A 23729-nucleotide genomic window follows, 5' to 3' on the forward strand; every position below is an offset into this window, starting at 1 on the left:
GCCGGGGCCGGGGCCGGGGCCGGGGCCGGGGCCGGGCCGCCGGGAACCGGCCGCCGGGGCCGGGAAGTCGGAACCTGAGCACTGCTCAGCCGCGAACACGTCAGCACCGCGAGGCTGAGACGTTCCTCACATTCTGCCCGCCAAGGCCCTGCCGCCCACTACAGCGAAACGGCCGTCACCGGAATCCGATGACGGCCGTTTCATCGTGGTGGGGCACCGACGGAAGTCTGCAGCCAGGGCAGATTCCCCAGTCGGTGTTGATCGCTTCCCACGCTCACGCAGATCGTTTCCCATCGCAAGGAAGCGCCCGCCGGTCACCGCATCCAGGCGGTGGTTCTGTCTCCTACAGCTTCACGGAGAGGTTTCCTACCGTGGCCGTTATGGTCAGCTCGCCACCGATCGCATGCAGATATGCGGCCATGGTCGAGGTGTCCAGGCGGGCAAGGCCCCGCTCGATCTGGCTGACCCGCCCCTGGGTGACCCCCATGGCCTTGGCGACCTGGACCTGCGTGAAGCCCTGAGCCTTACGGAGAGCGGCCAGTTCGTGTCCCCGCTCGGCGTCGACCATCTCCGCCTTGATGGCATCGATGCGCTCGCGCTTCTCGGGGGTGATGTCGGCCGTCAGGTCGGCCATGGTGCCGAGTTTCATCTGCCCTGTCCCTCCTTCTTCTCCTGCTCCAGCGCTTCAAGGTAGGCCGTGTACTTGTCGTCCGCTTCCTTGATCGCCTTGGGATACCAGGCTGCCCACTGCCGCCCGGCCGCCTTGTTGCCCGCCACCAGGAAGATGGCCCGCCGTTCGGGGTCGAAGACGAACAACATCCGGATGCTCACCGCCCCGCCGCTGCGCGGACGCAGTTCCCGCATGTTCCGGAAGCGGCTTCTCTCGATCGCACCGACCGTCGGACGGCGAAGCGCCGGGCCCACCTCCTGGAGCCGTTCCAGAGCGGCTATGACATGAAGGTGGCTGTCCGGATCCTCCTTAGCTAGCGTCTTGATCCAGTCCAGCACATCTTCAAAGAACCGCAGCTCACAGGGTTCGGCCACCACAAAAAATTAGCACGACCTAATATTCCGGGCAAGTGGTGGCCTCGGCGATTGCGGAACGTTGGAGTGAGAGCCGCCACCACGCCTCAGTCGGGCCCGGCGGAGGTGATCGCCGACGTCACACACCTATCCCACCTCGGAGGCGCAGCTCTGAAGGAGTTATTGCGAAGTTTTCACTTCATACCTACGGTTGGTGCATGCGACCGAAGCACAAGCCTGAGCAGATCACCGACCTGTCACGGTTGAGGGTGTTCATGACCCCGCTGCGGATGCAGCTCTACCGGCTGCTGTACGCCGCGGGCAGCGCGACCGCCTCCCAGCTCGCCGAGCATGTCGACGAGACGCCGTCGCTAGTCAGTTACCACCTGCGCAAGCTGGCCGAGCACGGCTTCGTGACACAGGCGAGCGACGAGGGCACCGATGGCCGCGAGCGGTGGTGGCAAGTGGCGTCCGAGGAGGGCTGGGGCTTCCGCGACTCGGACTTCGCTGACACCCCGGAGGGCGCCGCCGCCGTCGGCGCGGTGACCCGAGGGATCTTTGACACCCGCGTTGCCCAGTACCGCACGTATCTCGACCAGAAGTCCGCCTGGGGCAAAGCGTGGACCGACGCGTCCTTCAGCTCCGAGTGGCTGCTCGACCTCACCCCGGCCGAACTCGCCGAGATGAGCGACGAACTTGAGGCGTTGGCCCGGCGCTGGCGGGAGCGCGGCAAGGCCGCCAAGGCGGACGGCGACATCGAGGACCGCGAGCACGTGTCCGTGCACCTCTACGGCTTCCCCTTCCGGCCCTGACACAGCCGAGTTCCCGACTTACTGGAGCCCACCATGGCCACCGCAGAGACAGCCCTGCCCGAACGCGCCACCACACCGGCCCACCGCGACGGCAACGTGCTGCGCTGGCTCACCGCGTACACCGCCTCCCTCATCGGCGACAGCGTGTACTTCGTCGCCCTGGGCTGGTCCGCCCAGCAGGCCGCCGGCCCTACCGAAGTCGGCCTCGTCATGGCTTCAGGGGCGTTACCACGAGCGTTACTCATGCTCGGCGGGGGCGTGGTGGCCGACCGGTTCAACCCCCGCCGGGTGATTCTCGGAAGTGACGCGCTGCGCTGCCTCCTCATCCTGGCGGTGGCCGCCGGAATCGCGCTGACGGCACCGGCGTTGTGGATCCTGGTCGCGGTGGCGCTCGTTTTCGGCGCCGTGGACGCGCTGTTCGTACCCGCTGTCGGTGCCCTCCCTCCGCGCATCACCAGCCCCGACCAGTTGGCCCGGGTCACCGGTATGCGCTCGCTGTCGATGCGCCTCAGCCAGATCGCGGGCCCGCCGATCGGCGGCCTGGCCATGGGGCTCGGTGGACCTGCCGCCGCCTTCACCATCGCCGGCCTGTTCATCGCACTGTCCCTGCCGCTCCTGCTGACGATACGGATACGGTCCCTCGGGGCGCGCGACGCCGAGCGGCCGGAGCCCGGCACCGCGTGGCATGACCTGCTCAACGGCCTGCGCTATATCCGCCGCCACCTGTCCGGCCGCCGCCGGACGCGTCCAGTGCCCGCTCAAGACCTCCAGCCTCGGCCGCGATACCCGCCTCCCCCTGGCCGACCCGGAGCCGAGCCCCGCCGGACCAGCCAAGATCTGCACCCAGCAGTCCATCACCATCCCGCCCGAAGCAGGAGCCCAGCATCACCAGACGCTCCCCTACGGCGGCGGAGACTGGCAACGCACGTATTTCAGGCTCCGCAACAGCGTCGAAGGCTTCAACGGCTTCGCCAAGGACCCCCTCCACGAAGCGATCGAGCAGCCCGGCACCCGCCGCATCCGCGGCATCGCCGCTCAGACCCTCCTGCTGGCCTTCCAGCTCGCCCACGCAAACCGCCGCAAGATCGACCGCTGGCTCGCCACCATCCCGCCCGACGGCCACCCACCGCACCGACGGCCTACCCGCCGCCGACCGACCAAACCGCTCGGCAGCTGGACCCCCACAGGCCACCTCACCAGCCAGTGAGACAGACCTCACACAGACCGGAAAATCACACAGCGGACAGCCCAGCCTGGCGCCACAGACCCCTGGGACAACCAGACACGCACCCGCACCACCGATCCTGATCCCAGCTACCGCAGCAAAAAGGAACGGTCCTCATCGTGATCTCGATGAGGACCGTTCCGCCACTGCTCAGAAGCACCTAACGTCGATGCTCCGTGGTGTGGTGTGTGTGGTGCGCGAGGGGGGAGTTGAACCCCCACGCCCTTGCGGGCACTGGAACCTGAATCCAGCGCGTCTGCCTATTCCGCCACCCGCGCATTGGGTGTGTCCTCCGGCGTCGCCCCCTTGCGGTGTCGGCGCCTTCCGACATCCAGAACATTAGCACGCTGGCGAGGGTGCCTTCACATCCCTTTTCCGCCCGCCACCCCACCCCGCCCCGCCCCGGCCGCCCTCCGCCCGACCAGCGGCAACCCCGCCCCCGCCCGGGCACCGTCCCCGACAGCCCGGCCCCGGACGAGCCGGGGCCGCCGAGCCGGTCCAGGGCCGTGTGCCGGCCGAACCGGCGCCCTCAGCACCCCCGGGCCTCCTCCAGCCACCCCCTCCCTCTCCCCGGCGCCCCCAAGCCCCACGGACCCGCCGCGGAACGTCTCAACGTGTGCCTGTCCACGTATCAACCTCGTACCGGTGACGCCCATCTCTCCAGGAGGCGGACGAGGTGCACAGTCAGGTGCGGGACACTGGTCTTCGGCCACCTCTACGATCCATGCCAGGAGAACGGTCGGGGACTGCGTCCAGGAGGAGTTCGAAGGGGTCCTCCGGAGGGAACTTCCGGAGGCGTCGACACCCGTCGACGGGGCCGACAGGGGGAACCAGCCGATTTTCCGGCGCGTGGATACGATCAGTAAGCAGTACCAGGTAAGCAGTACGCAGGACGGCAACGACGGAGGAGGTGCCCCATGGGAGTCCTGAAGCGTTTCGAGCAGCGTCTCGAAGGTCTGGTCAACGGCACCTTCGCCAAAGTGTTCAAATCCGAGGTCCAGCCCGTGGAGATCGCCGGTGCGCTCCAGCGGGAGTGCGACAACAACGCGACCATCTGGAACCGCGACCGGACGGTCGTCCCCAACGACTTCATCGTGGAGCTGAGCGCGCCGGACTACGAGCGCCTCAGCCCCTACTCCGGCCAGCTCGGAGACGAGCTCGCCGGCATGGTGCGCGACTACGCCAAGCAGCAGCGCTACACCTTCATGGGCCCCATCCGCGTCCACCTGGAGAAGGCGAACGACCTCGACACCGGCCTGTACCGGGTGCGCAGCCGTACGCTCGCCTCCTCCACCAACCAGCAGGCGCCCACCTCCTCCCCGGCCGGGCGGCAGGGCCCCGGCGGCTACGGCTACCCGCCCGCCGGCCCGGGGGGGGCTCCTCCCATGCCGTCCGCGCCGCCGCCCGGCGCGCGCCCCGGCGGCTACGGCTACCCGCAGCCCGCCGCGCAGCGGCCCGCGGCCGCCCCGATGGGCGGCGGGCGCACCCGCTACTGGATCGAGATCAACGGCACCCGCCATCAGATCTCCCGCCCGACGCTGGTGCTGGGCCGCAGCACCGACGCCGACGTGCGGATCGACGACCCCGGCGTCTCCCGCCGGCACTGTGAGATCCGGACCGGAACGCCCTCGACGATCCAGGATCTCGGGTCCACCAACGGCATCGTGGTGGACGGACAGCACACCACCCGCGCTACGCTCCGCGACGGCTCGCGGATCGTCGTGGGCAGCACCACCATCATTTACCGGCAAGCCGAAGGGTGAAGCGGGGGCAATGTCAGAGCTGACCCTCACGGTCATGCGGCTGGGTTTCCTGGCCGTACTGTGGCTGTTCGTGATCGTGGCCGTGCAGGTCATCCGCAGCGACCTGTTCGGTACGCGCGTCACACAGCGCGGCTCGCGCCGGGACGGTGGACGGCCGCAGCAGGCCGCCCGGCAGGCGACACCCCCGCAGCAGCGCCAGCAGCCGGCCGGCGGCCGCCAGCGCCGCGGCGCCCCCACCAAACTGGTCGTCTCGGAGGGCTCCCTGACGGGCACGACGGTGGCACTGCAGGGCCAGACCATCACGCTCGGCCGCGCACACGACAGCACGATCGTGCTGGACGACGACTACGCCTCCAGCCGGCACGCCAGGATCTACCCCGACCGGGACGGCCAGTGGATCGTCGAAGACCTCGGGTCCACCAACGGCACGTATCTCGACCGGACGCGGCTGACGACCCCCACGCCGATTCCGCTGGGCGCGCCGATCCGCATCGGCAAGACCGTCATCGAGCTGCGGAAGTAGTACGACAATGAGCCAGCGGAGCGAGCACGCAGCGGCGGCCCACACGACGGGCCCCGGCGCGCTCCCGACCGGAGGGTGGGCACCGTGCGGATGTACCCGGAGCCGACGGGCGAGGTGCGCATGAGTCTGTCACTGCGCTTCGCCGCCGGATCGCACAAAGGCATGATCCGTGAGGGCAACGAGGACTCGGGCTACGCCGGGCCGCGCCTGCTCGCGATCGCCGACGGCATGGGCGGCCAGGCCGCCGGCGAGGTCGCCTCCTCCGAGGTGATCTCCACCATCGTCGCGCTCGACGACGACATCCCCGGCTCCGACATCCTCACCTCGCTCGGTACCGCCGTGCAGCGCGCCAACGACCAGCTGCGCTCCATGGTCGAGGAGGACCCCCAGCTCGAGGGCATGGGAACCACCCTGACCGCCCTGTTGTGGACCGGTCAGCGGCTCGGCCTGGTACACGTCGGCGACTCCCGCGCCTACCTGCTGCGCGACGGCGTCCTGACCCAGATCACACAGGACCACACCTGGGTGCAGCGGCTCGTCGACGAGGGCCGTATCACCGAGGAGGAGGCCACGACCCATCCGCAGCGGTCCCTCCTGATGCGCGCGCTCGGCAGCGGCGACCACGTCGAACCCGATCTGTCCATCCGCGAGGTGCGCGCCGGCGACCGGTACCTGATCTGCTCCGACGGACTGTCCGGGGTCGTCTCCCACCAGACGATGGAGGAGACCCTCGCCAGCTACCAGGGCCCGCAGGAGACCGTGCAGGAGCTGATCCAGCTCGCGCTGCGCGGCGGCGGCCCGGACAACATCACGGTCATCGTGGCCGACGTCCTCGACCTGGACACCGGCGACACCCTCGCCGGGCAGCTCTCCGACACCCCGGTCGTGGTGGGCGCGGTCGCCGAGAACCAGCACCACCTGCACGACAACGGCATCATGCAGACGCCCGCGGGCCGCGCGGCCGGCCTCGGCCGCCAGGGCCAGAGCCACGGACAGGGCGGCGGGGGCGAGTTCGGCCCGCCCGGCAGCGGCGACACCACCGGCTACGCCCCGGCGGGCAGCTTCGGCGCCTACACCGACGACGACTTCGTCAAGCCGAAGAAGGGCCGCAGGTGGCTCAAGCGGTCCTTCTACACCGTCCTGGCGCTCGCCGTCGTCGGCGGAGGGTGCTACGGCGCCTACCGGTGGACGCAGACGCAGTACTACGTCGGCGCGAACGGCGGGCATGTCGCGCTGTACCGCGGCATCAGCCAGGACCTGGCCTGGGTGTCGCTGTCCGAGGTGGAGAAGGACCACCCCGAGATCGAACTCAAGTACCTGCCGCCGTACCAGCAGAAGCAGCTCAGGGCGACCATCACCGAGGGCGGTCTCCAGGCGGCCGAGTCGAAGATCTCCGAGCTGGCCGTGCAGGCGTCCGCGTGCAAGAAGGACTCCCAGCGCCGCGCCGCCGAGAGCGAGAACAACGCCAGAGCCGGCGAGGAGGAGGCCGGAGGCACGACGGGAACCACAGCCCCCTCTGGGACGTCCAACGCCACATCGACGCCGAAACCGAGCTCGTCGGCATCGCCGAGCAAGACCCAGACCGCACCAACTCCCACACCCGGCCCCACCCTCTCGGAGGAAGAGCAGAAGGTCGTCTCACTGTGCGGTAAGCAGTAAGCAAGCCGTGAGGGGCCCTGTCACACCATGAGCAGCAGTACGAACGCGACGACACATCACACATCCACGATCGGCTCGATCGGCACACCGAGTCGCCGCAACACCGAACTGGCGTTGCTGGTGTTCGCGGTCGTCATCCCGGTGTTCGCCTACGCCAACGTGGGTCTCGCCATCAACAAGACGGTGCCGCCCGGCCTGCTCAGCTACGGCCTCGGGCTCGGCCTGCTGGCCGGTGTGGGCCATCTCGTCGTACGGAAGTTCGCCCCGTACGCCGACCCCCTGCTGCTGCCGCTGGCCACGCTGCTGAACGGGCTCGGGCTCGTGATCATCTGGCGCCTCGACCAGTCGAAGCTGCTGCAGTCCATCAACCAGGCCGGCGGAGCGGCACCGCGCCAGCTGATGTACACGGCGCTGGGCATCGCGCTGTTCGTGATGGTGCTGATCTTCCTCAAGGACCACCGGACCCTGCAGCGCTACACGTACATCTCCATGGTCGGCGCGCTGCTCCTGCTGCTGCTGCCGCTGGTCCCCGGCCTGGGCGCCGACATCTACGGCGCGAAGATCTGGATCTCGGTCGCCGGATTCTCCATCCAGCCCGGTGAGTTCGCGAAGATCGTGCTGGCGATCTTCTTCGCCGGCTACCTGATGGTGAAGCGGGACGCGCTGGCGCTCGCCAGCCGCCGCTTCATGGGGCTGTACCTGCCGCGCGGCCGCGACCTCGGCCCGATCCTCGTCGTCTGGGCGATCTCGATCCTCATCCTGGTCTTCGAGACCGACCTCGGTACCTCCCTGCTGTTCTTCGGCATGTTCGTGATCATGCTGTACGTGGCCACCGAGCGCACCAGCTGGATCGTCTTCGGTCTGCTGATGTCCGCGGTGGGCGCCGTCGGCGTGGCCAGCTTCGAACCGCACATCCAGACGCGTGTGCAGGCATGGCTCGACCCGATGCGCGAGTACCAGCTCAGCCGCGCCGGGACCAACGACGGCACCATCCACTCCGAACAGGCGATGCAGGCGCTGTGGGCCTTCGGGTCCGGCGGCACCCTCGGCACCGGCCTGGGCCAGGGCCACTCCGACCTCATCCGGTTCGCCGCCAACTCCGACTTCATCCTCGCCACCTTCGGCGAGGAGCTGGGCCTGGCCGGCATCATGGCGATCCTGCTCATCTACGCCCTGGTCGTGGAGCGCGGCGTGCGCACCGCCCTCGCCGCCCGCGACCCGTTCGGCAAACTGCTCGCCGTCGGCCTGTCCGGCGCCTTCGCGCTCCAGGTCTTCGTGGTGGCCGGCGGCGTCATGGGACTCATCCCGCTGACCGGTATGACGATGCCCTTCCTGGCCTCCGGTGGCTCCTCGGTCATCGCCAACTGGGCCCTGATCGGCGTCCTGATCCGGATCAGCGACACCGCGCGCCGCCCCGCCCCGTCTCCCGCCCCGAACCCCGACGCCGAGATGACCCAGGTGGTCCGCCCGTGAACAAGCCCCTGCGCCGGATTGCGATCTTCTGCGGGCTCCTCGTCCTCGCGCTCCTCATCCGCGACAACTGGCTCCAGTACGTCCAGGCCGACACGCTGCGCACCGACCCGAGCAACCGCCGTGTGCTGATCGCGCGGTACTCCACGCCGCGCGGCGACATCGTCGTCGACGGCGAACCGATCACCGGGTCCAAGAAGACCCCCACCGACAGCCTCAACGACTTCGCCTACAAGCGCACCTACAAGAACGGCCCGATGTGGGCGCCGGTCACCGGCTTCGCCTCGCAGGCGTTCGGCGCGACCCAGTTGGAGTCGATCGAGGACGGCATCCTCACCGGCACCGACGACCGGCTGTTCTTCCGCAACACCCTCGACATGCTGACCGGCAAGGAGAAGGCGGGCGGCAACGTCGTCACCACGCTCAACGGGGCCGCGCAGAAGGCCGCCTACGACGGCCTGAAGAAGGTCGGCGGCAAGGGCGCCGCGGTGGCACTCGACCCGGGGACCGGCGCGATCCTGGCGCTGGCCTCCTACCCCTCCTACGACCCGTCGTCGTTCGCGGGCAACTCCACCTCGGTCGACTCCAAGGCGTGGACGAGTCTGCAGAAGAAGAACAACCCGGATGATCCGATGCTGAACCGGGCACTGCGCGAGACCTACCCGCCGGGCTCCACCTTCAAGGTGGTCACGGCGGCGGCCGCCCTGGAGAACGGGCTCTACACGAGCGCGGACCAGAAGACCGACTCGCCGCTGCCGTACACCCTCCCGGACACCACGACCCCGCTGAAGAACGAGGGCAACATCCCCTGCAAGGACGCGAGCATGCGGGTCGCGCTGCAGTACTCCTGCAACACCGTCTTCGGCAAGATCGGCGTCGACCTCGGCAAGGACAAGATGCTGGAGGAGGCGAAGAAGTTCGGCTTCGACTCCGAGCAGTTCACGCCGGTGCGCGCCGTCGCCTCCAACTTCCCCAAGGAGATGAACCGGCCGTCGACCGCGCTCAGCTCGATCGGGCAGTACGAGACCGCCGCGACGCCGCTGCAGATGGCCATGGTCGCCTCGGCGGTCGCCAACGACGGCAAGCTGATGAAGCCGTACATGGTGGACAAGCTGCAGGCACCCAGCCTGGACGTGGTCTCGCAGACCCAGCCGGAGGAGCTGAGCCGGCCGCTGTCGGAGCAGAACGCGCAGATCCTGCAGTCGATGATGGAGACGGTCGTCGAGAAGGGCACGGGTACCAACGCGCAGATCCCCGGCGTCACCGTGGGAGGCAAGACCGGTACCGCCCAGCACGGCCTGAACAACAGCGAGAAGCCGTACGCCTGGTTCATCTCCTACGCCAAGCTCGCCGACGGCAGCTCGCCGGTCGCCGTGGCCGTGGTGGTCGAGGACGAGAGCGCCAACCGTGACGACATCTCGGGTGGCGGTCTCGCCGCCCCGATCGCGAAGAAGGTCATGGAGGCGGTCATCAACAGCAGGAAGTGACCCCTGTCACGCCCCCTTCACATCAGTGCACGGTGTGATACCGGTCCTGTATCGGGTGGCGGATGTGGCCAGGTCACACAAAGCGAGCCGGGTACCGTATGCCCGGACAGCACACCGCCGGACCACACGCGGGTGTGGTCGGGACCGACGGAGAGGGCTGGTAGGAAGCTATGGAAGAGCCGCGTCGCCTCGGCGGCCGGTACGAGCTGGGCCAGGTGCTCGGCCGTGGTGGCATGGCCGAGGTCTATCTGGCACATGACACCCGGCTCGGCCGCACCGTGGCGGTGAAGACGCTGCGCGCGGACCTCGCACGCGACCCCACCTTCCAGGCCCGGTTCCGCCGGGAGGCCCAGTCGGCCGCCTCGCTGAACCATCCCGCGATCGTCGCGGTGTACGACACCGGCGAGGACTACATCGACGGGGTCTCGATCCCGTACATCGTGATGGAGTACGTCGACGGCTCCACGCTCCGTGAGCTTCTTCACAGCGGCCGCAAGCTGCTGCCCGAGCGGGCCATGGAGATGACCATCGGCATCCTCCAGGGCCTGGAGTACGCCCACCGCAACGGCATCGTCCACCGTGACATCAAGCCGGCGAACGTCATGCTGACGCGCAACGGCCAGGTCAAGGTCATGGACTTCGGCATCGCCCGCGCCATGGGTGACGCTGGCATGACCATGACGCAGACGGCGGCGGTCATCGGCACGGCTCAGTACCTCTCGCCGGAGCAGGCGAAGGGCGAGCAGGTCGACTCCCGGTCGGACCTGTATTCGACGGGTTGCCTGCTCTACGAGCTGCTGACGGTCCGGCCCCCGTTCGTCGGGGACTCCCCCGTGGCCGTCGCCTACCAGCACGTCCGTGAGGAGCCCCAGCCCCCGAGCGTCTTCGACCCCGAGATCACGCCCGAGATGGACGCGATCGTGCTCAGGGCGCTGGTCAAGGACCCCGACTACCGCTACCAGACCGCCGACGAGATGCGCGCCGACATCGAGGCGTGCCTCGACGGCCAGCCCGTCGCGGCCACGGCGGCCATGGGCTCGGTCGGCTACGGGGCCTACCCCGACGACCAGCCCACGACGGCCCTGCACGCGGGCGGCGGCCCGGCCGGTGTCGGCGCGACCACGATGCTGCCGCCGATGAACCCGGACGACGGCGGCTACGGCTACGACGACCGCCCGGACCGCCGCCGCCAGAAGAAGACGAACACCTCGACGATCCTGCTGGTCGTGGCCGGTGTGCTGGTGCTGGTCGGCGCCATCCTCATCGGCAAGTGGATCTTCAGCGGCGGCGGCGTGGGCAACGACACCGTCGCCGTGCCCAACTTCGTCGGCCAGACGAAGAGCGACGCCCAGCAGCAGGCGACCAACGCCGAACTCAAGCTGTCCTTCACCAGCAAGCCCTGCGACAACCAGAAGCAGGGCAACATCTGCACCCAGGACCCGACCCCCAACACCACGGTCGACAAGGGCTCCACGGTCAACCTGGTGGTGTCGACGGGCGCCCCGAAGGTGACGGTGCCGGACGTCGTCGGCCAGAACGTCGACGACGCCACGACGAAGCTCGAAGGCGACGACTACCGGTTCAAGGTCGAGAGAAGGACCAGGGAGTCCGCGCAGGAACCGGGCACGGTGCTGGAGACGGACCCGGGGTTCGGCAAGAAGGTGGAGAAGGGCTCCACGATCACCCTCACCGTCGCCAAGGCACCGGAGACGGTCACGGTCCCGGACGTCACGAACCAGACCTGTGACGCCGCCAAGCAGCAGATGCAGGCCAGCAACCTGACCGGCAACTGCACCGAGGTGGACACCAACGACCCGAACCAGTTCGGCAAGGTCATCCAGACCTCGCCGCCGAAGGGCAGCCAGGTCAAGAAGGGCTCCACGGTCACCATCCAGATCGGCAAGCAGGCCCAGAACACCCAGGTCCAGGTCCCGAACATCCAGAACCAGCGGCTGAAGGACGCCAGGAAGATGCTGGAGCAGGTGGGACTGCAGGTCGGCAACATCACCGGCTCCCAGGACGACAACGCCATCGTCTTCACGTCGAATCCACCTCAGGGCACCACGGTCAACCAGGGCACCCCGGTGAACCTGGTCACGGCCGGGGGCGGCGGCAACGGCGGGAACGGCGGGACCAACTTCTTCGGCGGAGCGAGCGGCTGACCCCACCCATCACGAGCAAGCAGAGCCCCGGCACCCCAAAAGGGCCGCCGGGGCTCATTCGTGGCGGCCCCGGCACACAACACCGGCCTTTCGCAACCCGATCGAATCTCCGGTCATCGACCGCACACGGCCTGTGGAAAACCCCGCTCGCACCCACCCGGTCCCTCTCGACGACCGCATCGGTCAACGCGTCGCGCACATCCTCGGCAAGACCGTCGTCCCCATGTTCAACGCCCTGATCCAGAGCTCCGGAGAGCACCGCCGAGAGCCGACCTCTCTCCGCGAGGACATCCAGAACGTCGAGCGCAGGCCCTGCTGGCACCACCAGCGGCTCAGCGCGCTGGAGGGTGAGGCGCCCACGAACGAGGTCAGCGCGTCCATCAGGGACATGACCTGGCAGGCATGCCAACGCCACGTCGCCGATCCGCTGGAGCGCGGCGGCTGCACCAAGGTCGTCGTACGTCAGGCCCAGGGCGACCGCGGCATCGACATCACCGCCGTACGGCCGACGGACGCACGGTGGCCGTCCAGTGCGAGAAGCGCACCGGCCGGCAGTGCGTGTAGAGCTCCGACAGGCAGAAGTTCGCCGGCGCCGCACGCGCCGTCGATCCGGCGGACGTCGCCCTCTTCGTCGCCGCCTGCCACTTCACCCACGATGCGCGGGCGATCGCCCGTCTGAGCGGCACCGTCCCAGTGAGCCGCGACGAGCTGGAAGCATGGAGCACCGCACCGGAGTGCGCCTCAAGATCCTTCACTGGGCACGGCAAACACAGGGGCCGGAAGCCGCAAGAGGAAGTTGCGGCTTCGGGCCCTCGGCATCCTCCTCAGCGCAGCTCCTTCGGCGGAGTCCGCGCTGCGTCCACGCCGTCGACCCGTACGAGCTCGCCCCACACGATGTAGCGGTACTCCGAGGTGTAGACGGGGGTGCAGGTCGTCAGGGTGATGTAGTGGCCCGGCTTCTTCACGCCCGCCTCCTTCGGGACGGCGGTGAGGACCTTCACGTTGTACTTCGACGTCTGCGGGAGGATGGCGAAGACCTTGTAGACGTACCAGTCGTCCTTCGTCTCGAAGACGATCGGGTCGCCCTTCTTCAGCTTGTCGATGTTGTGGAACTTCGCCCCGTGCCCGTCCCGGTGCGCGGCCAGCGTGAAGTTGCCGGTCTTGCCCGTCGTCGGCAGGGTCGCCTTGACGGGGTCCGTGTAGTAGCCGGCCACACCGTCGTTGAGGACCTTCGTCGACGTGCCCTTCTCCACCAGGACCTCGCCGTTGTCCATGGCGGGCACGTGCAGGAAGCCGATGCCGTCCTTGGTGTCCAGCGCGCCCGGCCCGCTGTCCGGCTCGGCCGCCCAGTGGTCGCGCACCCTGTCGCCCTCCTGGTGCGCCTTGCGGTCCGCGATGACGTTCGTCCACCACAGCGAGTAGACGACGAACAGCCCGAGCACCAGTCCGGCCGTGATGAGAAGTTCCCCGAAGACGCTGACGGCCAGCGCGATCCGGCCGCGCCCGCGGCGCCGCCGCCCGGACCGGGAGTCGGAGCCCGGCGACGGCGCGGCGGTCCGCTCGTCCCGGTCGGTCGTCAGTCCCACTGCATCTGCCCTGTCTGTTCCACGTGCCTCACGGCTCCGCGTGCCCTACGAAATGAGCGCGTCCGGCTTGCCCTTGCTGCGCGGCCGTACCTCGACCATCTTGCCCCAGACGATGAGCCGGTACTTGCTGGTGAACTCCGGCGTGCAGGTGGTGAGGGTGATGTAGCGGCCCGGCGTGGTGAAACCCGAGCCCTTCGGGATGGGGTCGAGAACACTCGTGTTCGACGGCGACGTCACCGGAAGGATGGAGGTCATTCTGTAGACGTAGTACGCGTCCTGCGTCTCCACCACGATCGCGTCGCCCTTCTGGAGGCGGTTGATGTACCGGAACGGCTCTCCGTGCGTGTTCCGGTGCCCCGCGAGCCCGAAGTTGCCCGTCTTCGCGTCCGGCATCGCCGTCTTGAGGCCGCCTTCGCCGTAGTGCCCGACCATGCCCTTGTCGAGCACGTCGGTCTTGCTGGTGCCCTCGGCGATCGGGGCGACCACGTCCAGCTTCGGGATGTGGATTATGGCGAAGCCCTGGCCGGGCGCGAACACCCCCGGTTCGCGTTTGCCGCTCGCCCAGTCCTGCTGGAGGTGCCTGGCGGCGCTGCCCGCCTCCTGGTGGGCCCGCACATTCGACCACCACAGCTGGTACGTCACGAACAGCAGCATCAGCACACCGGTCGTGATGAACAGCTCGCCGACCAGACGGCTCGCGATGACCGCCGCACCGGGTTTCTGCGCCCGCGCGGCCCGCCGGGCCTCCACACGGGACAGGGGCGCCTCTCCAGCCGCCCTGGCGGGCTTCTCGGGCGTCTGCGGGCCGCCTCCGTGCCGCCCGTGCCCTCCGCCCTGCCGCTTGGCCGCCTTGCGTCGCGCGGCACGGCCGCCGGGCGACGGGACGGGCTCCCCCACACGGTCCGCGGCCCGACGGGCCTCCTCGATGTCCGCGGCGCGCAGCGCGACCGTCTCGCTGTCCTGGGGAGCGGCCGGGACCACGGGGACGGGGCCGTCGGCACGGGCCGCCACGCCGGGAGCCGGCGCGCCGGGAGCCGCCACGCCGTACGACACGGCGGCCGCGGCTCCCCCGTACGAGGGGGCGGCCGCGGGTTCCTGGTACGGGGGGAGCACCGCCGTGGCGTCGTACGCCGGCTGGGGCGCCCGCTGCCCTTGTCCCACGGGTGCTCCCGCGGTGTGGGCGGGGTGACCGGACCACCCCTCTCCCTGCCCCTGCCCCTGCCACGCGCCGGATCCGTCGTAGGACTGCTGCCCGTACGGGGACCCGTGTTCCGCGGCGTCGCCGTAGGCGGCACCGCTCTCGCGCTCGGGACGCAGCGCGGTCACGCCGTGGCCCTGCCCACCACCGGGGCGAGCCCCGCCGACCTCGCCACGGCCTCCTGGTCACCGCACTCCGCCAGCCAGTTGGCCAGCATCCGGTGACCATGCTCGGTGAGCACCGACTCGGGGTGGAACTGCACGCCCTCGACCGGAAGTTCACGGTGCCGCAGCCCCATGATGATCCCGTCGTGCGTCCGCGCCGTGACCTCCAGCTCGGCGGGCACGGTGTCCGGCTCTGCGGCGAGCGAGTGGTAGCGGGTCGCGGTGAACGGGGAGGGCAGGTCCGCGAAGACGCCCCTGCCCTCGTGCTCGACCAGCGAGGTCTTGCCGTGCAGCAGCTCCGGCGCGCGGTCGACGACGCCGCCGTAGGCCACCTGCATCGACTGCATGCCCAGGCAGACCCCGAAGACGGGCACACCGGTCGCGGCGCAGTGGCGCACCATGTCGACGCAGACGCCGGCCTCCTCAGGGGTGCCGGGGCCCGGGGACAGCAGCACACCGTCGAAGCCGTCCTGAACGTGCTCGGGAGCCACCTCGTCGTTGCGCAGCACCTCGCACTCCGCGCCCAGCTGGTACAGGTACTGGACCAGGTTGAAGACGAAGCTGTCGTAGTTGTCGACGACGAGAATGCGCGCGCTCACTGGTTGTCCACCGTCACATCGTTGAAGGGCAGCAGTGGTTCGGCCCACGGGAAGACGTACTGGAACAGGACGTAGACCACGGCCAGCGCCAGCACGACGGACATCAGCGCCTTCACCCATACGTTTCCCGGCAGATGCCGCCAGATCCAGCCGTACATGCCGTCCCTTCCGTCTCACCACGGCACCAGACTCTCGCCGTACGCCACCAGACTAACGGCGGAGGGCCGCCGGTTTCCCTGCCTCCACAGGCTGTGTGGAATCGAGATGCGCCCAGACGATCAGCCGGTGACTGTGCCCCCACTCGGGATCGCACGTCGTCAGCGTCAGATAGCGGCCCGGACGCGTATACCCGGACTTACGTGGCACAGGGTCGATCACCTCGACGTCCGTCGGCACGGTTTTGTAGGGCCCTTTGTCGATCCGATACGTGAACCAGGTGCTTCCGTCGGTGAGGACGACCGCGTCGCCGGGGCGCAGCCCGGGGAAGTCCTTGAAGGGGTCGCCGTAGGTGCGCCGGTGACCGGCGACCGCGAAGTTGCCCTCCTGGCCGAGCCGGGCGGTGCCCTTGTAGTGACCGAGGCCCTTCTTGAGGGTGCCCACGGCGGTGTCCTCGAGCACGGGCTTGTTCCACGTGAAACCGAGCCGTGGGATGTACATCACGGCGAAGGGCCTGCCCGGCGCGTACGGCGCCGGCCGCTTCGGGCTCGCCGGGCTCCCGGGCGCGGCGGCCTGGCGCACCGTTGCCGCCGCCCACTGCCGCTGCAGCCGGTCGATCTGGTCGTTCATGGCGCCGTCCGCCTTCACGCCCGTCCAGAAGAGCACGTAGACGACGAACAGAACGATGAGGGCGCCGAGGGTGATGCACAGTTCACTGACGGTCCTGACGATCACACGCACCGACACAGGTTCCCCCAGCGGCAGCCGTTCCCGGGCCCTACTCCACAGGCTTCGCGTAATGCAGATCCACTGTGCCCGAGTAGCCGGGAAGAGTCACCGTCCCGTTCTCGGCGACTTTCCAGCCGAGACCGTAGACGTTGACGTACACCATGTAGTTCTGGATCGCGGGCGAGTCGGCGAGTGCCTTCTGGAGCCTGTCCGGGTTGCCTATCGCGGTGATCTTGTACGGGGGCGAGTAGACCCGGCCCTGGAGGATCAGGGTGTTGCCGACGCAGCGCACGGCGCTGGTGGAGATCAGCCGCTGGTCCATCACCTTGATGCCCTGGGCGCCGCCCTGCCACAGGGCGTTCACCACGGCCTGCAGGTCCTGCTGGTGGATGACCAGGTAGTCGGGCTGCGGCTCCGGGTAGCCGGGGAGCTTGGCGGTCGCGTTGGGCGGGGCGTCGTTAAGGGTGACCGTGACGGCCTTGCCGGTGAGTTTGCGGGTACCTGCGTTCTTCTCCAGCGCCGTGAGCCGCGCCTGGTCGGCCTCGCTGGTGCCGCCGGCGGTGCGCTTGGCGAGGGCCTCGACGTCGTTGCGCAGGGCGGCGTTGGACTCGTCGAGCCGGGCGTTCTTGTGGCTGCGGTCGTGGATGAGGTCCGAGAGCTTCAGCAGCGAGGAGTCCGTGCGGATGTTGGTGCCCTTGGCCGTGTTGAAACTGGTGATGAAGAGGAGCCCGGCGAGCGCGAAGACTCCGACGGTGAGGACCCGCACGGGCCGCACACCGTGCGGTCGGGAGGGCGTGGACCCCGTCTGCGGGGGACGGGAACCCTCCTGGGGGGAGTCGGCCGTATTGCTCAACGTACCCTTATCTCCTTCGGCGCCACGGAAGCACTACGCTAACGGACGCCCGGGGGAGCACTCAGTATCCCCTTGTACGCTCGCCCGGAGCCCGCCCCAGATCCCTGCGCGGCCACGCAGCGCATCGACAGGAGAGACCCTCGTGCCGAAGTCACGTATCCGCAAGAAGGCCGACTACACGCCGCCGCCGTCGAAGCAGGCGACGAACCTCAAGCTGCAGAGCCGCGGCTGGGTGGCGCCGGTGATGCTGGCCATGTTCATCATCGGTCTCGCCTGGATCGTCATCTTCTACGTGACCGACGGCTCGCTGCCGATCCACGCGCTGCGCAACTGGAACATCGTGGTGGGCTTCGGGTTCATCGCGGCGGGATTCGGCGTGTCCACTCAGTGGAAGTAGCTCCCGCTCCACCGGGTTCCCCTCCGGCGCCGGCCGCGGCCTGCGCCGAGTTATCCACAGCTCTGTACACAGAGCTTGCGACCAGTGGAAAAAGAACGACGATCTGTGGATAACCCATCGAGCATTGACGCCGGTATGACAGATCCACCCAGCTTCGCAAACCCGTTCGCCCCCTGCCTGACCTGGGAAAACTCCGGTCGGTGACAGGGGGCGCGCGTGTTCCCCACTACATGCACAAGATCCGCCACTGACTGTGGACAACGCTGGGTACAACCTCGGGCTACGACCTGTGCCTGTCCGCCGCTCAGGTGAGCTGGGCGGTTCTCAGCAGCGTCATCAACACCACGACGGCCAGCACCAGTGCGCATGTTCCGTACTGCACGAGGGCCCGCCGCTTCCGCGGGGCGTGGACCATGGCGTACCCGACCACGACGCCGGCCACGAGTCCGCCGATATGGGCCTGCCAGGCGATGTTGAACGCCGGGTTGAAGGTGAAGATCAGGTTGATCACCAGCAGGGCGATCACGGGGCGCATGTCGTAGTTGAGGCGCCGCATGAGCACCGCCATGGCGCCGAAGAGCCCGAAGATCGCGCCGGAGGCGCCGAGCGAGGGCTGGTTGGGCGCGGCGATCAGATAGGTGAGCGCGCCGCCGGCGAGCCCGGAGGTGAAATAGAGCGCGAGATAGCGGGCACGGCCCAGGGCCGCCTCCAGCGGGCCGCCGATCCACCACAGGCTCAGCATGTTGAACAGGATGTGGATGTAGCTGCCGTGCAGGAACATCGCCGTCAGCAGCCGGTACCACTGGCCCTGTGCGACGCCCTCGACGGAGCCGAGCAGCGGGACGTACGCCTGGCCGAGAAGGTCGAACCACTCGGTGAACCGATCGCCGACCGACCGCTGGACCAGGAAGAGAGCCAGGTTGAGGCCGATCAGCACCTTGGTGACCAGACGCGGGTCCTGGGTGATGGTGCCGCCGGCGAGCGTACGGGGCCGGGAGGCCCCCGGGGCGTGTCCGGTGCCGGAACCGCTGCGGACGCACTCCGGGCACTGGAAGCCGACCGAGGCGCTGACCATGCACTCCGGGCAGATGGGACGCTCGCAGCGTGTGCAGCGGATGCCGCTCTCCCGGTCCGGGTGCCGGTAGCAGACCGGCAGTTCCGGGGCTGCGTGCGATTCTCGGTTCTGCGGGCCCTGCGGGCTGCCTGGCGCCTGGTCCATCGGGTCCCTCACCTCTCCGTACGACGGGGTGCCCCGCCCTTCCTTGGACGGATGGGCGGGGCGCTTTTGTTCCCTCGTGCGGTTGTTCCCTCGTGCGGTGTGCCCTCGGACTCAGCCCTGGCGGGTCTCGACGACGACCGACTCGATGACCACGTCGTTGACCGGGCGGTCCGTGCGCGGGTTGGTCTGGGCGGTGGCGATGGAGTCCACGACCTTCTGGCTGGCCGCGTCGGCGACCTCGCCGAAGATGGTGTGCTTGCGGTTCAGCCAGGCCGTGGGCGCGACCGTGATGAAGAACTGGGAGCCGTTGGTGCCCGGGCCGGCGTTGGCCATGGCCAGCAGGTACGGCTTGTCGAAGGCGAGGTCCGGGTGGAATTCGTCCTCGAACTGGTATCCCGGACCACCGGTGCCGTTGCCCAGCGGGTCACCGCCCTGGATCATGAAACCGCTGATCACCCGGTGGAAGACCGTGCCGTCGTAGAGCTTCTTGGTGGACTTCTCACCGGTCGCGGGGTGCGTCCACTCGCGCTCGCCCTGGGCGAGCGCGACGAAGTTACGGACCGTCTTGGGCGCATGGTTCGGCAGCAGCCGGACCTGGATGTCGCCGTGGTTGGTCTTCAGGGTGGCGTAAAGCTGCTCAGCCACGATCTGCCTTCCGTTGTCCTCTGTGACCCCCCGATCCTCGCACGGTACGCCCTGTGGGTCGTCCGGCCGCCACCTCTGGCCCGACATGCACGGAGTGTTCCCTTGGTGGACCAGTGATGTGGCCAAAGCGGCCGGACGGCCGCCGTGGACGCGCGGACCATGGTGGCCCCTTTTGAGCCGAATGACCCGGATGCCCTCCCTCGCATGCTCAGGAGGTGTTGGGGAGGCATGATCCGTAAAAGGCTGGAAAGTCGAAATACGTACGCCACCCAGGAGGAGGAACCCGTGACCCGCATCGACAGCGTGCGCGCCGCGACGGGCTCGGCGAAGGACAGCGTGCTGCACGCCGCGGAAGTGGTGGCGCCCTACGCCGACACGGCCAAGGACAAGGCGGCGCACTATGCGCACGAAGCACGCGTCCGTCTCGCGCCGAAGATGACGCAGGCCGCCGAGCAGGCCCGCGTCCAGTACGGCGCCCATCTCGCGCCGCGCCTGGAGCAGGCCCGCACCCATGTGCCGCCCAGGGTGGACCAGGCCGCTCACGAAGCCGCCCTCTACACCCGCAAGGCCGCCCGCCAGGCGGCCGATTACTCCCGCCCGAGAATCGAGCAGGCGATCGCCACGGCCGGTCCGGCCCGCGACGAGGCGGTGGCCCGCGGTGCCGCGGCGCTGGCCGCACTGCGCGGCCAGGTCTCGCCGCAGCAGGTCCGCAGGCTGGTGCGCCGGCAGGAGCGGCGGGCCCGGTGCCGGCGCGGCGCCAAGGGGCTGGCGCTGATGGGCGTCCTGAGCGCCGGCGCCTTCGCCGCCTGGAAGTGGTGGGACAGGCAGGCGAACCCCGACTGGCTGGTGGAGCCGCCCGCCGCCACGGAGACCTCGCAGAGCGACCGCCTCACCTCGGTGGACGGCAGCGGACCGAGCGATCTCGACCCCGAGGTGCAGTCGAAGCAGACCGAGGACGATCCCACCGAGCACGACGACCGCCGCTGAACCTCACCGGACCCTCGCCCGCTACGCCCGGCGCGGGTCCTGCGGTGCCGTGGAGCGTGAGACCAGCCGTGGGGCGGGCGGCCTTCGGGTCTCCCGCCCCACGGCGGTTTTCGCGCACGGAGCCGTCCGGAAGGTGCGGAAGCGTTCACGCGTTCTCCTCCCGATGACGTTTGCAACGCCCCTCGTGTGCACGTTCCATGGAGACTTCGGTGACGTAAGGCATTCATTCGGCTACGCATCTGCGGCCACCCCCGTGCACACAAGGCCGCTCACCCCGCGACAGACCGCCCGGCCGCCCCGGCGACCGCCCGGCCGGGGACCCCGGGAGGCCCGGCACCGACGGCCATTTGCACAAAAGAATGCAATGACTGCAAATCCTTTGTGTGACTCGGGTCACCGCGCAACAAGAAACCGGTCAGCCGCCGCGAGGGGCACCTGACCGGTCCGGGATGTGGAGCCTAGGGGAGTCGAACCCCTGACATCTGCCATGCAAAGACAGCGCTCTACCAACTGAGCTAAGGCCCCGAGAAAGGCGCGACCGGCCGACGGAAAGCGGACCGGCGGGCGCTGCGCACCAGCGTAGCGGGTCACCCCCGGTATCTCGCAAAAAGTTGGGGGGTCCCCGTGGACGACCACTCTCCGTAAGATGCTCGTCGTGGTTCGCTACAGCGAACCACGGTAGTTGGGGAAGCGATGGGGAGACGCAATGGACGCCGCACAGCAGGAAGCCACCGCAAGAGCGCGGGAGCTGCAGCGGAACTGGTACGGGGAGCCGTTGGGGGCGTTGTTCCGTAGGCTCATCGACGATCTGGGTCTCAACCAGGCTCGTCTCGCGGGGGTGCTGGGGCTGTCCGCTCCCATGCTGTCGCAGCTGATGAGTGGTCAGCGTGCCAAGATCGGCAATCCCGCGGTGGTCCAGCGGGTGCAGCTGCTGCAGGATCTGGCGGGGCAGGTCGCGGACGGCAGCGTGAGCGCCGCGGAGGCGACCGAGCGGATGGACGAGATCAGGAAGTCGCAGGGGGGTTCCGTGCTGAGCAACGCCACGCAGTCGACGAGCAGTTCGGGTGCCCCGACGGTCAAGCGGGTGGTGCGCGAGATCCAGTCCCTGCTGCGCTCGGTGGCGGCGGCGGGCGACATCATCGAGGCCGCGGACACCCTCGCCCCGACCCACCCGGAGCTGGCAGAGTTCCTCCGGGTGTACGGCGCCGGCCGTACCTCCGACGCCGTCGCCCACTACCAGTCCCACCAGAGCTGAGCCGACGCCCCGGCCGCCGGGGACTCCCGCGCCGGGGGTGCGCGGGGGTACCCGGCACCGTCCGGAGGCCGGAAGGGGGAGCGACGCACGACCATGGGTGAGGTCTTCGCCGGGCGGTACGAACTGGTCGATCCCATCGGGCGCGGGGGAGTCGGTGCGGTCTGGCGCGCCTGGGACCACCGGCGGCGGCGCTATGTGGCCGCCAAGGTCCTGCAGCAGAGCGACGCGCACGCGCTGCTGCGGTTCGTGCGCGAGCAGGCGCTGCGGATCGACCACCCCCATGTGCTCGCGCCCGCCAGCTGGGCCGCGGACGACGACAAGGTCCTGTTCACCATGGACCTGGTCACCGGGGGCTCGCTGGTCCATCTCGTCGGGGACTACGGCCCGCTGCCGGCGCGCTTCGTCTGCGTGCTGCTGGACCAGCTGCTGTCCGGGCTCGCCGCCGTGCACGCGGAGGGGGTCGTGCACCGCGACATCAAGCCCGCCAACGTGCTCCTCGAGGCCACCGGCACCGCCCGCCCCCGGCTGCGGCTGTCGGACTTCGGCATCGCCATGCGCCTGGGCGAGCCGCGGCTGACCGAGACCGACTACGTGGTGGGGACACCCGGCTATCTGGCCCCCGAGCAGCTGATGGGCGCGGACCCGGACTTCACGGCAGATCTGTTCGCCGTGGGCCTGGTCGCGCTCTACCTTCTGGAGGGCGCCAAGCCGGACGCCAAGGCGCTCGTCGCGCACTTCACGGCCAACGGCACGCCGGGGCCGCCCCGCGGGATTCCCGGGCCCCTGTGGGAGGTCGTGGCGACGCTGCTGCAGCCGGACCCGGCCGCGCGGTTCCGCACCGCCACGGGCGCGCGCAAGGCCCTCGCCGCGGCCGCGGAGCTGCTGCCCGAGCCCGGACCCGATGACGAGCAGGTGGAGATCTTCGACCAACTCGGTCCGCTCCCCGCCGGGTTCGGCCCCGAGGGACCGCTGCGTACGGCATCGGGAGTGACGAACGGATCGGCTGCGGCCCCGCTCCGCGCGCCGGGCGACCCGTCCGTCCGGCCGGTGACGGCGTCCGCCGACGCGGGTTCCGCGCCGCAGCCGCAGCCGCCGCACACCCACGGCTCCGGGACGGACGGCGGACCGGCACGGCCCACGACCGGGCCGATACCGCCACGGCCCACGACCGCCCCGGCCGCCTCTGCCTCCGGCACTGGCACCGGCACCGGCGACAGCACGTCCGGGGCGGCGCCCGGCCCTGCGCCCAGCGCGGTGCGGCCGGACTCCACGCCTCCCGCCGTACCGCCCAGGCCCGCCGTCGATCCGGCGCCGGCCCGGCAGCCGTCGGCCATGTCGGACACGGGGAGCTTCCATCTTCCGCCGCCGCTGCCGCGTGAGGCGCTGGGTGCCCTGCAGGGCCCGCCCGGGCAGCCGCCCGCCCCGTCCGCCGGGGCCGTGGCCCCGGCCCCCGCTCCCACGGCACCGGCGGTGCCCACGGTTGCCTCCGCCGTCCCGCGTCACGAGCCCCCGCGGGTGTCCTCGTCCTCCCCCGTCCCGCCCGCGGTCCTCGGCGCGGCGCTGCCGCAGTCCGTCCACGCCGCGTACCCCGTCCCGTCCCCGTACGCCCCCACACAGCCGCGGCAGATCACACGGCACCACAGGCGACCCACCGCACGCCGGCCGGGGCCCCCTGCGAAGGTCGCCGTGCCGGTCCTGCTCGCCGCGCTCGTGTGCTTCGCGGTGGGGTTCTGGGCCCTCGCACGGCTTTGACGCCCTCTCCTGCCCGAGGGCGGGAGATTCCGGTCCGCACCGCTCCGCGGTACCACCTCGCGTTC

Annotated in this window: 23 protein-coding genes, 2 tRNA genes and 1 pseudogene; 14 read left to right on the plus strand and 12 right to left on the minus strand. The window is 69.5% G+C overall.

Annotated features, from left to right (window positions below; all coding sequences use genetic code 11):
* Positions 1–343: 343 nt before the first annotated feature.
* On the minus strand, positions 344–649 hold the full coding sequence (locus tag ACFSL4_RS05010; RefSeq protein WP_155056486.1) for a helix-turn-helix domain-containing protein: 306 nt from the start codon (positions 647–649) through the stop codon (positions 344–346).
* Positions 646–1044, minus strand: coding sequence for a type II toxin-antitoxin system RelE/ParE family toxin (locus tag ACFSL4_RS05015; protein WP_381078930.1), 399 nt, complete (start codon positions 1042–1044; stop codon positions 646–648). The genes ACFSL4_RS05010 and ACFSL4_RS05015 overlap by 4 nt, the downstream gene beginning before the upstream one ends.
* 197 nt (positions 1045–1241) lie before the next feature.
* Between ACFSL4_RS05015 and ACFSL4_RS05020 the strand changes: the two genes are divergently transcribed.
* The 3 genes and pseudogenes from ACFSL4_RS05020 to ACFSL4_RS05030 all read left to right on the plus strand — a co-directional run bounded on the left by ACFSL4_RS05020 (position 1242) and on the right by ACFSL4_RS05030 (position 3042).
* Positions 1242–1835, plus strand: a complete 594-nt coding sequence (locus ACFSL4_RS05020) for an ArsR/SmtB family transcription factor (protein WP_381078932.1) — start codon at positions 1242–1244, stop codon at positions 1833–1835.
* Positions 1836–1868: 33 nt separating this feature from the next.
* Positions 1869–2558, plus strand: a pseudogene (locus ACFSL4_RS05025) (MFS transporter); the annotation flags it as partial.
* Positions 2521–3042: a hypothetical protein gene (locus ACFSL4_RS05030; protein WP_381079057.1), complete on the plus strand. Its 522-nt coding sequence runs from the start codon at positions 2521–2523 to the stop codon at positions 3040–3042. The pseudogene ACFSL4_RS05025 and the gene ACFSL4_RS05030, both read left to right, overlap by 38 nt.
* A 209-nt stretch (positions 3043–3251) precedes the next feature.
* Here the strand turns inward: ACFSL4_RS05030 and ACFSL4_RS05035 are convergent.
* Positions 3252–3338, minus strand: a tRNA-Leu gene (locus tag ACFSL4_RS05035).
* 639 nt (positions 3339–3977) lie between these two features.
* Between ACFSL4_RS05035 and ACFSL4_RS05040 the strand changes: the two genes are divergently transcribed.
* The 7 genes from ACFSL4_RS05040 to ACFSL4_RS05070 all read left to right on the plus strand — a co-directional run bounded on the left by ACFSL4_RS05040 (position 3978) and on the right by ACFSL4_RS05070 (position 12803).
* The gene (locus tag ACFSL4_RS05040) at positions 3978–4823 is read left to right on the plus strand and encodes an FhaA domain-containing protein (protein ID WP_381078934.1); all 846 of its coding nucleotides are present in this window, start codon (positions 3978–3980) and stop codon (positions 4821–4823) included.
* 10 nt (positions 4824–4833) lie between these two features.
* Positions 4834–5346, plus strand: a complete 513-nt coding sequence (locus ACFSL4_RS05045) for an FHA domain-containing protein FhaB/FipA (RefSeq protein WP_381078936.1) — start codon at positions 4834–4836, stop codon at positions 5344–5346.
* A gap of 120 nt (positions 5347–5466) precedes the next feature.
* Positions 5467–7005, plus strand: a complete 1539-nt coding sequence (locus ACFSL4_RS05050; RefSeq protein WP_381078938.1) for a Stp1/IreP family PP2C-type Ser/Thr phosphatase — start codon at positions 5467–5469, stop codon at positions 7003–7005.
* A gap of 27 nt (positions 7006–7032) precedes the next feature.
* Positions 7033–8478 carry an FtsW/RodA/SpoVE family cell cycle protein gene (locus ACFSL4_RS05055; RefSeq protein WP_381078940.1) on the plus strand — a complete coding sequence of 482 codons (1446 nt, stop codon included), beginning with the start codon at positions 7033–7035 and terminating at the stop codon, positions 8476–8478.
* Positions 8475–9962, plus strand: coding sequence for a peptidoglycan D,D-transpeptidase FtsI family protein (locus ACFSL4_RS05060; RefSeq protein ID WP_381078942.1), 1488 nt, complete (start codon positions 8475–8477; stop codon positions 9960–9962). Before ACFSL4_RS05055 ends, ACFSL4_RS05060 begins: the two co-directional genes overlap by 4 nt.
* 170 nt (positions 9963–10132) lie before the next feature.
* On the plus strand, positions 10133–12124 hold the full coding sequence (gene pknB, locus ACFSL4_RS05065; RefSeq protein ID WP_381078944.1) for a Stk1 family PASTA domain-containing Ser/Thr kinase: 1992 nt from the start codon (positions 10133–10135) through the stop codon (positions 12122–12124).
* 133 nt (positions 12125–12257) lie between these two features.
* Positions 12258–12803: a hypothetical protein gene (locus tag ACFSL4_RS05070; protein WP_381078946.1), complete on the plus strand. Its 546-nt coding sequence runs from the start codon at positions 12258–12260 to the stop codon at positions 12801–12803.
* Between the two features lie 145 nt (positions 12804–12948).
* Here ACFSL4_RS05070 and ACFSL4_RS05075 read toward each other — a convergent pair whose 3' ends face one another.
* The 6 genes from ACFSL4_RS05075 to ACFSL4_RS05100 are packed head-to-tail and all read right to left on the minus strand — an operon-like array spanning position 12949 to position 17409.
* Entirely contained in the window at positions 12949–13710 is a 762-nt protein-coding gene (locus ACFSL4_RS05075) for a class E sortase (protein ID WP_381078948.1), read from the minus strand.
* A 45-nt stretch (positions 13711–13755) separates the two neighbouring features.
* A complete protein-coding gene (locus tag ACFSL4_RS05080) occupies positions 13756–15036 on the minus strand; it encodes a class E sortase (RefSeq protein WP_381078950.1) in 1281 nt (426 codons plus the stop codon).
* Positions 15033–15671, minus strand: coding sequence for an aminodeoxychorismate/anthranilate synthase component II (locus ACFSL4_RS05085; RefSeq protein ID WP_381078952.1), 639 nt, complete (start codon positions 15669–15671; stop codon positions 15033–15035). The genes ACFSL4_RS05080 and ACFSL4_RS05085 overlap by 4 nt, the downstream gene beginning before the upstream one ends.
* Entirely contained in the window at positions 15668–15829 is a 162-nt protein-coding gene (locus ACFSL4_RS05090) for a hypothetical protein (protein ID WP_381078954.1), read from the minus strand. The genes ACFSL4_RS05085 and ACFSL4_RS05090 overlap by 4 nt, the downstream gene beginning before the upstream one ends.
* A 52-nt stretch (positions 15830–15881) precedes the next feature.
* The gene (locus ACFSL4_RS05095) at positions 15882–16568 is read right to left on the minus strand and encodes a class E sortase (protein ID WP_381078956.1); all 687 of its coding nucleotides are present in this window, start codon (positions 16566–16568) and stop codon (positions 15882–15884) included.
* 37 nt (positions 16569–16605) lie between these two features.
* Positions 16606–17409 carry a DUF881 domain-containing protein gene (locus ACFSL4_RS05100; RefSeq protein WP_381078958.1) on the minus strand — a complete coding sequence of 268 codons (804 nt, stop codon included), beginning with the start codon at positions 17407–17409 and terminating at the stop codon, positions 16606–16608.
* Positions 17410–17551: 142 nt separating this feature from the next.
* Between ACFSL4_RS05100 and crgA the strand changes: the two genes are divergently transcribed.
* A complete protein-coding gene (crgA, locus tag ACFSL4_RS05105; protein ID WP_381078960.1) occupies positions 17552–17806 on the plus strand; it encodes a cell division protein CrgA in 255 nt (84 codons plus the stop codon).
* A 304-nt stretch (positions 17807–18110) separates the two neighbouring features.
* On the opposite strand, the gene ACFSL4_RS05110 is transcribed toward crgA, so the two are convergent.
* Both ACFSL4_RS05110 and ACFSL4_RS05115 read right to left on the minus strand, forming a co-directional pair.
* The gene (locus tag ACFSL4_RS05110) at positions 18111–19025 is read right to left on the minus strand and encodes a rhomboid family intramembrane serine protease (RefSeq protein ID WP_381078962.1); all 915 of its coding nucleotides are present in this window, start codon (positions 19023–19025) and stop codon (positions 18111–18113) included.
* Positions 19026–19136: 111 nt separating this feature from the next.
* On the minus strand, positions 19137–19670 hold the full coding sequence (locus tag ACFSL4_RS05115; RefSeq protein ID WP_381078964.1) for a peptidylprolyl isomerase: 534 nt from the start codon (positions 19668–19670) through the stop codon (positions 19137–19139).
* A 285-nt stretch (positions 19671–19955) separates the two neighbouring features.
* On the opposite strand from ACFSL4_RS05115, the gene ACFSL4_RS05120 reads away from it, so the two are divergent.
* A complete protein-coding gene (locus tag ACFSL4_RS05120; RefSeq protein ID WP_381078966.1) occupies positions 19956–20657 on the plus strand; it encodes a DUF5324 family protein in 702 nt (233 codons plus the stop codon).
* Positions 20658–21109: 452 nt separating this feature from the next.
* Here ACFSL4_RS05120 and ACFSL4_RS05125 read toward each other — a convergent pair.
* Positions 21110–21182, minus strand: a tRNA-Ala gene (locus ACFSL4_RS05125).
* Between the two features lie 181 nt (positions 21183–21363).
* On the opposite strand from ACFSL4_RS05125, the gene ACFSL4_RS05130 reads away from it, so the two are divergent.
* Together ACFSL4_RS05130 and ACFSL4_RS05135 are read left to right on the plus strand one after the other, a co-directional pair.
* Complete coding sequence (locus ACFSL4_RS05130) at positions 21364–21912, plus strand: helix-turn-helix domain-containing protein (RefSeq protein WP_381078968.1); 549 nt, start codon at positions 21364–21366, stop codon at positions 21910–21912.
* Positions 21913–22005: 93 nt separating this feature from the next.
* A complete protein-coding gene (locus ACFSL4_RS05135; protein ID WP_381078970.1) occupies positions 22006–23664 on the plus strand; it encodes a serine/threonine-protein kinase in 1659 nt (552 codons plus the stop codon).
* The last annotated feature ends 65 nt before the right edge of the window (positions 23665–23729 follow it).

It is taken from the genome of Streptomyces caeni (assembly GCF_042678285.1).
In the GTDB taxonomy this organism is placed as follows: Bacteria; Actinomycetota; Actinomycetes; order Streptomycetales; family Streptomycetaceae; genus Streptomyces; species Streptomyces caeni.